This is a genomic window from Rhizobium sp. BK591, from assembly GCF_014195045.1.
In the GTDB taxonomy this organism is placed as follows: Bacteria; Pseudomonadota; Alphaproteobacteria; order Rhizobiales; family Rhizobiaceae; genus Rhizobium; species Rhizobium anhuiense.
The window spans coordinates 280,384-293,780 of sequence record NZ_JACIAZ010000001.1 but is presented as its reverse complement, the minus strand read 5'-3'; the positions used below and the strand labels follow the sequence as shown (position 1 = coordinate 293,780).

Annotated in this window: 12 protein-coding genes; 7 read left to right on the top strand and 5 right to left on the bottom strand. The window is 61.6% G+C overall.

The genetic code is table 11. The features are described from left to right. Positions 1 to 35: 35 nt before the first annotated feature. Positions 36 to 368: a hypothetical protein gene (locus tag FHX10_RS01350; protein ID WP_018243137.1), complete on the bottom strand. Its 333-nt coding sequence runs from the start codon at positions 366 to 368 to the stop codon at positions 36 to 38. A gap of 164 nt (positions 369 to 532) precedes the next feature. Continuing rightward, positions 533 to 1,219 carry a Type 1 glutamine amidotransferase-like domain-containing protein gene (locus FHX10_RS01345; protein ID WP_063474486.1) on the bottom strand — a complete coding sequence of 229 codons (687 nt, stop codon included), beginning with the start codon at positions 1,217 to 1,219 and terminating at the stop codon, positions 533 to 535. 115 nt (positions 1,220 to 1,334) lie between these two features. Between FHX10_RS01345 and puuD the strand changes: the two genes are divergently transcribed. The 3 genes from puuD (at position 1,335) to FHX10_RS01330 (ending at position 5,145) form a co-directional block, all read left to right on the top strand. Continuing rightward, the gene (gene puuD / locus FHX10_RS01340; protein WP_063474485.1) at positions 1,335 to 2,573 is read left to right on the top strand and encodes a urate hydroxylase PuuD; all 1,239 of its coding nucleotides are present in this window, start codon (positions 1,335 to 1,337) and stop codon (positions 2,571 to 2,573) included. Beyond that, on the top strand, positions 2,570 to 3,880 hold the full coding sequence (guaD, locus tag FHX10_RS01335) for a guanine deaminase (protein WP_063474484.1): 1,311 nt from the start codon (positions 2,570 to 2,572) through the stop codon (positions 3,878 to 3,880). The genes puuD and guaD overlap by 4 nt, the downstream gene beginning before the upstream one ends. A 122-nt stretch (positions 3,881 to 4,002) precedes the next feature. Then, a complete protein-coding gene (locus FHX10_RS01330; protein WP_063474483.1) occupies positions 4,003 to 5,145 on the top strand; it encodes an alpha-hydroxy acid oxidase in 1,143 nt (380 codons plus the stop codon). A 221-nt stretch (positions 5,146 to 5,366) separates the two neighbouring features. Here the strand turns inward: FHX10_RS01330 and FHX10_RS01325 are convergent, their stop codons facing one another. Genes FHX10_RS01325 through FHX10_RS01315 form a run of 3 tightly spaced genes read right to left on the bottom strand, consistent with a single transcriptional unit; the run spans position 5,367 to position 8,926 of the window. After that, the gene (locus FHX10_RS01325; protein WP_063474482.1) at positions 5,367 to 5,807 is read right to left on the bottom strand and encodes a hypothetical protein; all 441 of its coding nucleotides are present in this window, start codon (positions 5,805 to 5,807) and stop codon (positions 5,367 to 5,369) included. After that, positions 5,804 to 7,132: a phosphatase PAP2/dual specificity phosphatase family protein gene (locus FHX10_RS01320; protein WP_063474481.1), complete on the bottom strand. Its 1,329-nt coding sequence runs from the start codon at positions 7,130 to 7,132 to the stop codon at positions 5,804 to 5,806. The genes FHX10_RS01325 and FHX10_RS01320 overlap by 4 nt, the downstream gene beginning before the upstream one ends. 9 nt (positions 7,133 to 7,141) lie before the next feature. After that, positions 7,142 to 8,926, bottom strand: a complete 1,785-nt coding sequence (locus tag FHX10_RS01315) for a bifunctional alpha/beta hydrolase/class I SAM-dependent methyltransferase (protein WP_063474480.1) — start codon at positions 8,924 to 8,926, stop codon at positions 7,142 to 7,144. A 201-nt stretch (positions 8,927 to 9,127) separates the two neighbouring features. Between FHX10_RS01315 and FHX10_RS01310 the strand changes: the two genes are divergently transcribed. The 4 genes from FHX10_RS01310 to FHX10_RS01295 all read left to right on the top strand — a co-directional run bounded on the left by FHX10_RS01310 (position 9,128) and on the right by FHX10_RS01295 (position 13,369). After that, complete coding sequence (locus tag FHX10_RS01310; protein ID WP_063474479.1) at positions 9,128 to 9,739, top strand: CDP-alcohol phosphatidyltransferase family protein; 612 nt, start codon at positions 9,128 to 9,130, stop codon at positions 9,737 to 9,739. 95 nt (positions 9,740 to 9,834) lie between these two features. Next, the gene (locus FHX10_RS01305; protein WP_373289053.1) at positions 9,835 to 10,974 is read left to right on the top strand and encodes a PspA/IM30 family protein; all 1,140 of its coding nucleotides are present in this window, start codon (positions 9,835 to 9,837) and stop codon (positions 10,972 to 10,974) included. Between the two features lie 5 nt (positions 10,975 to 10,979). Further along, the gene (locus FHX10_RS01300) at positions 10,980 to 11,627 is read left to right on the top strand and encodes an OB-fold-containig protein (RefSeq protein ID WP_063474478.1); all 648 of its coding nucleotides are present in this window, start codon (positions 10,980 to 10,982) and stop codon (positions 11,625 to 11,627) included. Further along, positions 11,624 to 13,369: a flotillin family protein gene (locus tag FHX10_RS01295; RefSeq protein ID WP_063474477.1), complete on the top strand. Its 1,746-nt coding sequence runs from the start codon at positions 11,624 to 11,626 to the stop codon at positions 13,367 to 13,369. Before FHX10_RS01300 ends, FHX10_RS01295 begins: the two co-directional genes overlap by 4 nt. Positions 13,370 to 13,397 lie beyond the last annotated feature (28 nt).

Sequence of the window (13,397 nt, the reverse complement as noted above, 5' to 3'; positions counted from 1 at the left end):
GGTTCGCGAGCCGGGTCCGGTGCTGTGGTCCGCCTTCAATATCCCATTTCCGGCGCATAAAAACAGCGCGGCGTATCCTCGTTCGGGAACAGACAGAGATGATAGTCGTTATCGCCGGATTGCATCGCCTTCGTCATCGGCAGCAGGAAGACATGAGCATGCGTGACCAACCGGTGGTCGCCAGGCATCAACGTCACACGATATCCGCCCGGCGTCACCGCCACGCTTTTCGAAGGGATCATCTGGCAATCGCCATTATGACTGTCGCCGTTGCAACAATAGGGGTCATAACTCCACCCCGAAGGTGCGTCGTGGGCCGTCGCCAACGACGCATACGCAATCATCACACACGTCAGAATGCTGCGCATGGGCATCTTCTCCGTCGATGAATGCGCCGCCGATGATCCAACGGTTCTTATTTTATTCCGGCGGCCTGCAAAAATAATTGTAATCGAGTCGTCGTAGTTCAAGGTCTGCTATTTTAGCAGGCGCAGTATAAGTCAGGGATAATGCACAGTCTTCTCGGCAGCTTTTAGGCACGCGACAGCAGATCGGCGATACGACCGTGATCGGCGGCTTCGGCATAACCGTCGAAAATCATCAGCGGAGCGCCGAAGATCTCGACGAGCCCATTGCTGATGATGACTCCTTCACCATCCCGGCACGCAAGAATGGGGGTCGCCGTCGTCTCACTATAGCGCAGCAGCGCGGAGAAATAGCCGGGATCATCATCGAGATGCGGGAAGAATTCGAAGGGCAGCATATTGAGAGCCGCGCCATCCCGCACCGTATTGGGCGAACCGCCAGAAAAGAGGGCGTCGACAGCGATTGTCGGCGTCATCAAAATCGCCCCGGCGCTAGTTCCGATAAGAATTCCGTCATTCAGTGCCCATGCGCGCAACTTGTCCAGCATGCCGCTTTGGCGCAGCCTTCTCAGAAAATCGCCGGTGTGGCCGCCGGAAAGATGAATGGCGTCACAGGAGAACAGCCGGCTGATCTCCTCATCGCCGGAGAGCGCATCGAGATCGACAAAGAGATCAAGCGAAAGCCCATACTTGGCGTAATATTGCCGTTTCTCATCAAAAAACGCGCGCTCCGGGTCTGGACCCGACGCGATATAGCCGATGCGGTTTCCGCGAGCGCGGACGAGTGCTGCAATCCTGCGGTCCATCGGCGCGTTTTCGGCGATGAGCTGATCGCTGTAGAGGGCGGTGATCATTCCCTTGCTCCTTTGGCGCGCCGGGTCGTCGCGCGTGTGCAGTCCTTCAATCTCCTCTTCCCTCCCCGCCAAAATTTCCGCAATGTCACGAGTCGGAGGAAGATAGGGGAACTCGATGTATGAATATGCCATAGCATGGGAATGGTTCGCCTTCGCGGCGCGCTGGTTTCATGTCATCACCGCGATCGCCTGGATCGGATCGTCCTTTTATTTCATCGCGCTCGATCTCGGACTGGTGAAACGCCCGCATCTGCCGCCCGGCGCTTATGGCGAGGAGTGGCAGGTCCATGGCGGCGGCTTCTACCATATCCAGAAATATCTGGTGGCGCCCGCTCAGATGCCCGAGCATCTGACCTGGTTCAAATATGAGAGCTATTTCACCTGGCTTTCCGGCTTCCTGATGCTGTGCATCGTCTATTACGGCGGCGCCGATCTCTTCCTGATCGACCGGCATGTGCTCGATATCAGTGCGCCCGTCGCGATCCTGATCTCGCTGGCGTCGCTGGCGCTCGGCTGGGTCGTCTACGATGTGCTTTGCAAATCCCCGCTTGGGCGGCACACCTGGGGTTTGATGGCGGTGCTCTATATCGTGCTCGTCTTCATGGCCTGGGGCTATACACAGCTTTTCACCGGCCGCGCCGCCTTCCTGCATCTCGGCGCCTTCACCGCGACGATCATGTCGGCCAACGTCTTCATGATCATCATCCCGAACCAGAAGATCGTCGTCGCCGATCTCATCGCCGGGCGCACGCCCGACCCCAAATACGGGCAGGTCGCCAAGCAGCGCTCGCTGCACAACAACTACCTGACGCTGCCCGTCATCTTCTTCATGCTGTCGAACCACTATCCGCTGGCCTTCGGCACGCAGTTCAACTGGGTGATCGCCGCCCTGGTCTTCCTGATGGGCGTCACCATCCGCCACTGGTTCAATACCACGCATGCCAGGAAAGGCCGGCCGACCTGGACCTGGATCGTCACCGTCATCCTCTTCATCCTGATCATGTGGCTTTCGACCGCGCCGAAGCTGCTGACCGGCGAAACGGATGCGGCAGCAGTCGCGCCCGCCTTCCAGCAATTCGCCGGCGACCCGCATTTTCCCGCCGTCAAGCAACTGGTGTCGACGCGCTGTTCCATGTGCCATGCCGCCGAGCCGGTTTATGAGGGCATCGTGCGACCGCCAAAGGGCGTAATCCTTGAAAACGACGCCGAAATCGCCGCCCATGCCCGTGAAATCTATATACAGGCCGGCCGCAGCCATGCCATGCCGCCCGGCAACATCACCGACATCACGCCGGACGAGCGCAAGCTGCTCGTCGCCTGGTTCGAAAACGCAGTCGAAGGCAAGAAACAATGACGACGACACTCCTGCGCGGCCGCCTGCTGTCCTTCCATCGCGCGCCGCTGAGCCTGACCGACAGCCAAAGCTATCTCTATGAGGAAGATGGCGGCCTGCTGATTACGGACGGGCTGATCTCGGCAATCGGCCCCTATGCCGATGTCAAGGCAAAGGCAGCCGCTGATGTGGCCGAGATCGACCACCGCCCGCATCTGATCATGCCCGGCTTCATCGACATGCACCTGCATTTTCCGCAGATGCAGGTGATCGCCTCCTATGCCGCCAACCTGCTCGAATGGCTGAACACCTATACTTTTCCCGAGGAATGCCGCTTCGTCGAAAGCAGGCATGCTGAAAGGATCGCCACGCATTTCTACGACGAGCTGATCCGCCACGGCACGACGACGGCGGTTGCCTATTGCTCCGTGCACAAGACCTCGGCCGACGCCTTCTTCGCCGAGGCGATGAAGCGCAACATGCGCATGGTCGGCGGCAAGGTGATGATGGACCGCAATGCCCCGCAGGGCCTGCTCGACACCCCCGAAATGGGCTATGACGAAACCCGCCAGGTGATATCGGACTGGCACGGCAAGGGCCGCAATCACGTCGCCATTACCCCGCGCTTCGCCATCACCTCGACACCGGCGCAGATGGAAGCGACATCGGCCCTGGCCCGTGAATTTCCCGACCTGCACATCCAGACGCATCTTTCGGAAAACCACGACGAGATCAAATTCACCTGCGAGCTTTATCCCGAGGCGCTCGATTATACCGACATCTACGCCCGCTACGGCCTGCTCGGGGCGAAAAGCCTCTTTGGCCATGCCATCCACCTGTCCGAGCGCGAGGCCGATGCCATGAGCGAGGCGGGCGCCGTCGCCGTCCACTGCCCGACCTCGAACCTCTTCCTCGGCTCGGGCCTGTTTCCGCTGAAGGCGCTGGCGCGGCGCCAAAAGCCGGTCCGTATCGGCGTCGCCACCGATATCGGCGGCGGCTCCAGCTATTCGATGCTCAGGACGATGGACGAGGCCTATAAGATCCAGCAGTTGCTTGGCGAACGGCTGAACCCGCTGGAAAGCTATTACCTGATGACGCGCGGCAATGCCGAAGCGCTGTCGCTGACAGACCGAATCGGCACCATGGAACCTGGCACCGAAGCCGATCTCGTCGTGCTCGATGCGACGGCGACACCGGCCATGGCGCTGAAGATGGAGGTGGTGAAGACGCTGCCCGAGGAGCTATTCCTGCTGCAGACGATGGGCGACGACCGGGCGATTGCCGAGACCTATGTTGCAGGTGTGGCGCTGAAGGCGGGACTTCGATAACGCGCGCCGTTGCTCTCGAAATCGGTCCGTGAAAAGCTGCCTCACACGGCCAATTTCCCATAACACTGCCGCCAAATTCATGTTATGGCCGATGGCCGCATTCAGATGTGAAGGTTCAATTCATGGCCACCCCGCTCACCATCGCCGACCTGAAAAAACTCGCACAGCGCCGCGTGCCGAAGATGTTCTTCGACTATGCGGATTCGGGCGCCTGGACGGAATCGACCTACGCGGCGAATGAGAGCGATTTCAGTCAGATCAAGCTGCGTCAGCGGGTGATGGTCGACATGACCGACCGCACGCTGGCAACGACGATGGTTGGCCAGAAAGTGTCGATGCCGGTGGCTCTGGCGCCGACGGGCCTGACCGGCATGCAGCATGCCGACGGCGAGATGCTGGCGGCGCGCGCCGCCGAAGAATTCGGTGTTCCCTTCACGCTCTCGACGATGAGCATCTGCTCGATCGAGGATGTCGCTTCGGTGACGACCCGCCCCTTCTGGTTCCAGCTCTACGTGATGAGGGACAAGGATTTCGTCCTCAACCTCATCAACCGCGCCAAGGCGGCCAAATGCTCGGCGCTGGTGCTGACGGCCGATCTGCAGATCCTTGGCCAGCGCCACAAGGATCTGCGCAACGGCCTGTCGGCGCCGCCGAAATTCACGCCGAAGCATATCTGGCAGATGGCGACCCGGCCCTTCTGGTGCCTTGAGATGCTGCAGACCAAGCGCCGCACCTTCGGCAATATCGTCGGCCATGCGAAGAATGTTTCCGACCTCTCGTCCCTCTCCTCCTGGACGGCCGAACAGTTCGATCCGCGGCTGTCTTGGGCGGATGTCGCCTGGATCAAGGAACAATGGGGCGGACCGCTGATCATCAAGGGCATACTCGATCCGGAGGATGCGAAGGCAGCCGCCGATACCGGTGCCGATGCGATCGTCGTCTCCAATCATGGCGGTCGGCAGCTAGACGGCGCCTCCTCCTCGATCAGCATGCTGCCGAAGATCGTCGACGCCGTCGGCGACCGTATCGAGGTCCATCTCGACGGCGGCATCCGCTCTGGCCAGGACGTGCTGAAGGCCGTGGCGCTCGGCGCCAAAGGCACCTATATCGGCCGCCCCTTCCTCTACGGCCTCGGCGCCATGGGCAAGGAAGGCGTGGCGCTGGCGCTCGGCATCATCCGCAAGGAGATGGACATCACCATGGCGCTCTGCGGCAAGCGCGACATCAACGACGTGAATTCGTCGATCATCGACGGACGGCAGTGAAGCTGCTGGAGAAGCCAGCTGAGAGCGGTTCAACTTTTCATGGAAACGCAAAACCGCTCTAAGCTCTTGTTTTGACGCAATTCCGGACGGAATACCGCTTCGCACTTTTCCTGGAATTGCTCTAGAAGGGTCACGGATCCCGGAATCGCCGTCGCGATTGGCGCGCGCAAGACCTGCCGGACACGTGCCGGAGCGCTTGCATCAATCGCCTGCCGTCATATTCAGCAGAGCGGCTGCCCATCGGTCGCATCGAGCACCAGGATCGCGAAAATCACGAGACAGATGGCGAGCGCAAAACGCTGCCGCCAGACGATGCGACGCGATCCGGCAATCCGCCTCTCGAGCCCAGACGGTGTCCCGTCAGGCTTGCGAAGCCGCATGCGGGACAACAGGTCGTCGACGGCAGCAAGACCGGCCGTCTCGGTCTCGTGGCTCGCCGCGAGGCGAAACAACAGCGCATCGAAGAGAAGATGGATCGCCAGCGCAAGAACAATCACGCAGAAAACCAGCATCAAGAGCCAGCCGAACTGTGGAACGAAGCCTCGATATTCGGCAGTGATCGGGCCGACAATCAGTGGCAACAGTGCCGTCAGCCCGCAGAAGATCGAATTACGGCCGAGATTTCGCGCCGCCGCCGAGGCCGTGCTATTCCACTGCGTCATTGCACGCCCTCCGTCACGGCATGGATACTTTCCGCGGGCAGATGAACACGCCGCCCCGCCCGTTCGATCAGCCGCACTGCTTCGGCCGGATCTTCGCAACGTCGGCTGATGAGCAGCCAACGCACGATGACGCAAGCGCTCCGCTGGAAACCTAGCGCACAGCAGACGAGAACCGGTCCCTGCTCGCGCGCAGCCTCGACGAGGTTCGCCGCGGCGAGCGTCTGGATCTTGTCGAGGGCGGTAAGATCAAGGGTGGGAAAGCTGCACCAGCGCGCGCGTGTCGCGCCGGGGCGCTGAAGTTCGCCGGTAATGTCGATCACCGTGGCAAAACGGTCGGCCTCGTAGCGACGCGGAAAACGACCGAGATGGACGCCGTCGGCGATCGCCACCGACGCCGGCATTCCCCGGGTCCAGAGCCAAATATTGATGTGAGCGCCGAGCCGGTAGGGTGCCAGCAGCCAGCGGCTGGCAAGGGTGGCCCGGCCATCGACGCGTTTCTGGAATATCTGCGGGCCGGCGCCGAGATATCCGAGCGAGACGATCGCCAGCGCAACAGCCGGCCAGAGCAACAGCAGGGCCGCGGCCGATAGAGGTGTGCAGAGCGTTGCAAGGCCGAGAAATGCGATGGCGCCGCATAGATAATAGATGCCGAGGCGACGCGACTTCGGATCGCCGCTCATCGCAAAATTCGCGAGAGGCGAACCGGCATCGCGCGGAAAAAGCCAGGCGGCAAACAGGCCGAGCAGCATGCCGGTCGGTATGTCGATGACGTGATGCTGCCACGTGGTCAGCACGGAGGCACCGATCAGGAGGCACCAGAAGTGCCACAGAAGCCGTGCCTTGCGCGGCAGCCGGCCGCGCAGATGGTCCCAGATCACAACCAGGAGCGCGATATGCAGCGACGGCGCCTGGTTGAACGGCTTATCGAAGCCGCCGAGCACGGCGAACATGAAACCGGGCAGGCCGCTCGTTGCCGGCCGCACGAAGGTCGCTTCAAGCGGAAACGCGACAAAGCAGGCGACGGCTATTATCTGGATCGTTAGATAACGCCTCGCCAGCATATCCACACCGCGCGGCGTCGTGTTGATGAACAGGCAGAGTGCATAGAACAGATTGATCGACCAATAGGGAATGATCGTCCATCCGAGGAACGGAATGGCGCTTTCCCATGCGAAGGCGACGTTCGGCACATGAGCGCGCTGCGACGCCAGCCAATTGGCGCCGCCATAGCTCAGATAGAAGAACGGTCCCAGGAAGGCGAGCCAGAGCGCCGCCCGCTTCTGGACCGGTGCTGCCCGGGAAAAAGGTGAACGTGCCTTCTCCACGCTTTGCCCTCAAACTCGCTCGGCCAACGAGACAGTGAAAATGCCCCACTGGTCGATGCGCTGTTCGATCTTGCGGAAACCGGCTGCGGCGACCAGTTGGTCCATTTCCTCTTGCGTCCGCCGCCGCATCACCCACGCCTCGCCGCCGCGGTGGGAGGTCAGGGCGCGGGCAATCATCTCCAATTGTGGATGCCATGGCTGGTTGGTGTAGACTAGCAGACCACCGGGCCGCATCGCGCGGGCGATCCCGTTGAGGGAAGCGGCGATCATCGCATTGTCGGAAAACAGCTCGTAAAGGCCGGAGACGATCGCGAGATCCGGAGCCGGCGTGGTTGCTGCCAGCCCCTCGCCATCAAAGGCATCCTGCTGGCGGAAGTTGACGAAATCGCCCAGTCCACGTGCGGCAATGCTGTTGCGGCCGGCATCGACGTTAATGGGGGAATAGTCCTGCAGCCGCGCACTGTCGGGACGCACGGCAGCCGCCTCGATCGCATCAAGCACATAACGGCCGTGCCCGGCCGCTATGTCGAGCATATGGGTGCTGCGGCCGGCTGCTTTCAGGCGCTGCAGCGCGCGGTCGATCAGCTCCTGCAAGTGCAGCTTTCGCTGCCTGATACCGCGCCAGCCGATCGCCTCGAGGAACACCTTGTCGATCAAACGCCCGCCGGGACCGAGCCCGCGCGGCTTGTTCTCGTAGACGTAGTCGAGCGTCGAGCCGGAATCAAAGCCGGTCTTGACCCCGGTCTTGATGCCCTCGGACACCAAGGCGCCGATCTTGATGTTGAGGCGGCTGAGCGCCCAGTAGATGCCACGTGGGGATGTCGCGTCCAGCGGGCTCGCAAGCCGGTCGGCCTCGTCCTTTGTATAGCCCTGGATATGGGCGTTGCGAAGGTCGGCAGGTGCCCGGGGCTCGGCAAAACGCGCATCTATAAAACGGCGGACCTCGGCGAGCGCAATCGCGCGGTCCTTTTCGCCAAGCGTATCATGGTAGAAGCCGGCAAGCACATGCCGTTCCTTGATCCGGCTGCCGAGGTTTTCGTAAAACCGGTGCTGCGGCGCCTGTCGCACCACCCAGTCGCTGCCGGAGATCAGCAGTTGGGTCGGGACGGTGATGGCGCGGGCGTCGCCGACGACGCGGGCTGCCGCCTCATAGAGCTGCACCAGGATGTTGGAGGCAATCGGCCTAGATATCAATGGGTCGGTTTCGTAGGAGGCGATGCGCTCGGGATCATGCGTCAGGAACCTCGCCTTGACATAGGAATTGACGAAGAATGTACCTTTGAGCTTTTCCCAGAACGCGATGCCTTCTTTGGCAAAAGGCACGTAGAGCTTGACGCTGAAGGCCGGCGAGGCAAGCACGAGCGCACGGATCGGCGGCGCATAGTCGTGCACCCAGGTGCTGGCGAGGACCGCGCCGACACTCTGCGCAATGACGGCGATGTCTTCGACTGAAGTACCGCTTGTCTCGCTGACATGGCGGACGAAGCAATCGAGATCATGCGCCGAGGCAGCAAAGGATGGAGAATAGCCGCGCTCTCCCGGTGAACGCCCATGGCCGCGTGCGTCCCAGGCGTAGAAGGAAAAATCATCGAGACCGAGTTCGGTGGCGAGATGAGCGACGCGGCCACTATGCTCGTGGCCGCGATGGAGAAGAATGATCACGCCCTTCGGTGCAGCGCTCGTCGAAGGCCACGCCCGATAAAACAGCCGAGTGCCATCATGCGATGCGAATTCTGATTCATGCATTGGTCTGGCCGTCGAGGACGGTTGCCCACTATCGGCAGTTTGCAGCACGCTCTTCTCCAATTCTGATGGGTGGATAGGTTGCATCCATTGGCGAGCACAGTGATTTGCTTTCATTGCAAAAGTCTAGTTGCAAATGTAAGTCCTTTGCATGAACCGATATGAAGTGCGGCCTTCCTCACAGCTGCGACGATCTGCACTGCCCGAGCCGGGATAGACTGTTCAAATGCCACGAAATTCCAATGAGGTAGCATGTCTGTTTATCAATTGAAGTCCCGATTTCAGAATATTCTTCGCCCTCTGGTGCGCTCCCTCGCGGCGCGAGGCGTCACCGCCAATCAGGTGACTTCAGTTGCCGCCGCCGTCTCGGTTGCATTGGGCCTTTTTCTGAGCGTCGCCCCGCTTCCGCACTGGTTCCTGCTGGTGCCGGTATGGTTTCTCCTGCGCATGGGCCTCAACGCCATCGACGGCATGCTCGCGCGCGAACATGGGCAGAAGAGCATTTTAGGCGCCTATCTGAACGAGATCGGTGATGTCGTGTCGGATGTCGCCCTGTATTTGCCGTTTGCGCTCATCGATCCGAACGGCTTGGTGCCGGCGTTATCAGTCATATTCCTCTCGGCGCTGACGGAATTTGCCGGCGTTCTGGGTCAAACGGTCGGGGCAAGCCGGCGTTACGACGGGCCGCTGGGCAAGAGCGACCGCGCGGTGCTTTTCGGCGCGCTCGGCATCTTTGTCGCGGTTGGCGGTACGTTTGCAGCATGGACTTCGTGGCTCTGGGCGGTGGTGGCTCTCCTTCTCATATGGACCATCATCAACCGTATCAGCGCCGGTATTCGCGAGGCGCATACCGCCGCCCGATAGGACGCTGCCTCTCCTTCTAACGCCATGTTAAGCTTAGGTTGTATTTTTAGCACAACCCCTTGAAAGCACCAAAGCGGTGCTTTATGTTTTATCCTATGGCGAACACAGGCAAGACACCGCACCTATCGCTGCTGCGCTACACGCTGGCGCCTGATGAACAGGCCCGGCAGGCGCTGGACGATACTCTTGCCGCCTATCGCAGGATGATCGACATCCTGAACGAACGCATCGACGACAGGGCGGGCGCCAATCTCGTCCTCCTGCATGAACTTGCCTATGAAACCGTCCGCGAGCAGACGGGGCTGCCGGCGCGGCTGGTGACACTCGGTCTTCGCGATTTCGCCGCCAATCGCGGCGCGAGTGCCGATCCCCCGCTTCTGCCGCTCGACGACAAGCTTTTCGCCATCAAAGGCCCCGCGGATCTAACGATCGCCACAGTGCACGGGCGCGTTGCCGTACCCTTTGATGTCGCGGGCTATTCCAGGGGATGGGAGAGTATTTTTCCGGCCTATCTTGTGGCCGGCCAGGATCGTTACGAGATTCACATCGGCGTCACGCCGAATTCCGCTCGGATGGAGGAAAACATGACGAATGAAGGCATTCTTTCCCGCATGGGCCGCCTGATCGCGGGCATCGCGAATGCGGCGGTCGACAAGGCGGAAGGCGTCAACAAGATCGCCGTCATCGAACAGGCGATCCGCGAGATCGATGCGGCAGCGGATGAGGCCCGCACCGATCTCGGCAAGGCGCGTGCCGAGGAATATCGCATCCAGAGCCGCAAGGACGAGATCGTCGGAGACATGAACGCGCTCGACCAGAAGATCCGCCTCGCCGTCTCTTCCGGGCGCGATGATCTGGCAAAGGCCGGCGTCGCCCGGCAGATCGATCTCGAATCCCAGATCGCGGCGCTCGACAAGGCGTTGGCCGATGCCAGGGAGCAGCTGGACGAGGGCCAGAAAGCCCTTCAGGCCGTGCTCGCCACGCGCCGCGAGGCGGACGCCCGCCTTGCCGATTTCAAGCGCAGCATCGCCAGGCATCCCGAAGACGCCGCAGCAGGTCACAGCCGGCCCGCGCCGGGCGCCGATGCTGCCCGGGCTGCGGCGGCGGTGTCGCGGCTGACCGGTGTTCCATCAGGCGAGCACGCCCATAGTTCGGAGCTGGACGAACTCGACCGCTTGCACCGCGAACAGGCGATCGAAGCGCGCCTCGCACGCTTCAAGGCGGATAACCGGTAACGGCGATGGCACTTCTCTTCGCCCCCGAATGTGCCCCCTTCGCCATCGCCGCCGCGGTCCTCGCCGGCCTGACCGCGATCGAGATGCTCGCGACCGTCATGGGTTTTTCGATCATGGAATTTCTAGGAAAACCGGATTTCCATGGCCATGACGGGTTTGCGGGCTACCTGTCCTGGCTCAATCTCGGCGGTGTTCCCCTGCTCATCCTCATCATGCTGGCGCTCGGCTTCTTCGCCATGACGGGCTTTGCCATACAGGCCGTCGCCAATGCTTTCTGGGCACCGCTTCCCGCCACCGTCGCCGCTCTTCCCGCCATCTTGGTTGCCATCCCCATGGTCAGGGCGTCGAGCAGGACCGTGGCGCGGCTCGTGCCGCATGACGAGACCTATGCCGTCGATCTCGACGCGCTCATCGGCCGGACGGCCGAAGTATCGCTCGGCCCGCTCGATCAGGGGCTGCCAGGACGCGTCCGCGTCAAGGACCAGCATGGAAACTGGCACGTGCTGAGAGCCAAGGCCGCCAGAGATCAGGAGCCTCTGAAGGTCGGCACCGAGGTTCTCCTCGTCGACCGCACGGCAGATGTATATATCGCCATTCCCGCACTGGCCGACCCGACCGATGCGGACAATCAATCTTTGAGGGACCAGCAATGATATACGACGTTATTCTACCAGCCGGCATTGGGATTGTTCTGATCTTCGGCATCGGTTTTGTCCTCGCCTCTCTTTACACACGCTCCAGCCGCGATGAGGCCTATGTGCGCACCGGCCTCGGTGGCCAGAAGGTCGTGCTCGACGGCGGTTCGGTCGTCCTGCCGATCTTCCACTCGATCGCCAGGGTCAATTTGAAGACGCTGCGGCTCGAAGTTCGCCGCGGTGAAGGTGATGCGCTGATCACCAAGGACCGCATGCGCGTCGATATCGGCGCCGAGTTCTATGTGCGCGTAAAACCCGATGCCTCCTCGATTGCGCTTGCCGCCCAGACGCTCGGCAACCGGACCAATGATGCCGAGGCGCTTCGCATCCTGATCGAAGCGAAATTCGTCGACGGCCTTCGCTCGGTGGCCGCGACGATGAACCTCGACGCGCTGCAGGAACAGCGCATGGATTTCGTCAAGGCCGTGCAGGAAGCCGTCGGCGCCGATCTCCAGTCGAACGGCCTCGAGCTCGAATCCGTGTCGCTGACCCGCCTCGACCAGACCGATATCAAGCATTTCAACGCCAACAACTTCTTCGATGCGCAAGGTCTCGCCGCATTGACCCGCATCACCGAGGGACGCAAGAAGGAGCGAAACGAGATCGTTCGCGATACCGAAGTCGCCATCGCCCAGAAGGATCTCGAGGCCCGCCAGCAATCGCTGACCATCGAGCGGACGAAGCGGGAAGCCGAGCTCAGCCAGGAACGCGACATCGCCAACAAATCCGCGGCGACACGCGCCGAAACCGCGCAGCAGGAACAGGCCGCCAAACGCGCCGAAGAGGAAGCCCGCATCGCCTCCGAACAGGCGATCGCTGAACGCGAGGCATCCGCCAAGCAGGCCCGCGAAAGCGCCAACATCGATTCCGCCCGCGCCGTCCAGCAGCGCGACACCGAAGCCAAGCGTGATCTGCAGATCGTGGCGCAGGAGAGCGCCATCGCCGTTGCCAACAAGAGCCGCGAAGAATCCGAAGCGAAGGCAGCTGCGGAAGCGGCCCGCGCGCTGGCGATAGCGGCGGAGGAAAAGGTCGGCACCGCCAAGGCGATCGAGATCGCCGAACGCGAAAGGCAGATCGCCGTCATCGACGCGCGCAAGAAGGCCGAGACGGAAGCAACCGCCGTCACCGTCGGCGCCGAGGCCGAAAAACAGGCGGCAAGCGACCAGGCCGAGGCCATCAAGACGCTTGCGACCGCCGAAGCGGATGCGGCCATCATCAAGGCCAAGGGTATTCTCGAAACCGGCAAGGCCGCTGCCGAGAGCGAGGCATTGCTTAACGACGCCCGCAACAAGTTGAGCGCTGCCATCATCGAGTTCGAGATCACCCGCGAGCGTATCCGCATCATTCCCGAAGCACTCGCCGAGGCGGTCAAGCCGATCGAGAAGATCTCCGATATCAGGATCTTCGATACCGGCGGCATGCTCGGCCGCGGAAACGGCGCGACCGGAGGAACCGGCATCGGCCTCGGCGAAGGACTGGCAGGCCAGCTCCTCTCCTATCAGGCCAACAAACCGATCCTCGACAAATTGTTGAAGGAGGCCGGCTTCGAGGGCGACGACGCCATCTCGTCCCTCCTTGGAAATCTCGATGGCGCAAAACCGGCAAGACCGGCAATACCTGCCGCAGCCCCGGTAAAGCCGGCAACACCGGCTGCAGCCCCGGCAAAGCCGATCGTCCCCCCGGCACCAAAGGAGAAATGATCGCCGCGCTGACGGGTCTGGACTAGAT

Bases quoted from the DNA above. Each gene is read 5' to 3' on its own strand.
- FHX10_RS01325 (WP_063474482.1), bottom strand. From the start codon at position 5,807: ATGACGCAGTGGAATAGCACGGCCTCGGCGGCGGCGCGAAATCTCGGC.
- FHX10_RS01345 (WP_063474486.1), bottom strand. From the start codon at position 1,219: ATGATCACCGCCCTCTACAGCGATCAGCTCATCGCCGAAAACGCGCCG.
- FHX10_RS01305 (WP_373289053.1), top strand. From the start codon at position 9,835: ATGGCGAACACAGGCAAGACACCGCACCTATCGCTGCTGCGCTACACG.
- guaD (WP_063474484.1), top strand. From the start codon at position 2,570: ATGACGACGACACTCCTGCGCGGCCGCCTGCTGTCCTTCCATCGCGCG.
- FHX10_RS01330 (WP_063474483.1), top strand. From the start codon at position 4,003: ATGGCCACCCCGCTCACCATCGCCGACCTGAAAAAACTCGCACAGCGC.
- FHX10_RS01350 (WP_018243137.1), bottom strand. From the start codon at position 368: ATGCGCAGCATTCTGACGTGTGTGATGATTGCGTATGCGTCGTTGGCG.
- FHX10_RS01300 (WP_063474478.1), top strand. From the start codon at position 10,980: ATGGCACTTCTCTTCGCCCCCGAATGTGCCCCCTTCGCCATCGCCGCC.
- FHX10_RS01310 (WP_063474479.1), top strand. From the start codon at position 9,128: ATGTCTGTTTATCAATTGAAGTCCCGATTTCAGAATATTCTTCGCCCT.
- puuD (WP_063474485.1), top strand. From the start codon at position 1,335: ATGTATGAATATGCCATAGCATGGGAATGGTTCGCCTTCGCGGCGCGC.
- FHX10_RS01295 (WP_063474477.1), top strand. From the start codon at position 11,624: ATGATATACGACGTTATTCTACCAGCCGGCATTGGGATTGTTCTGATC.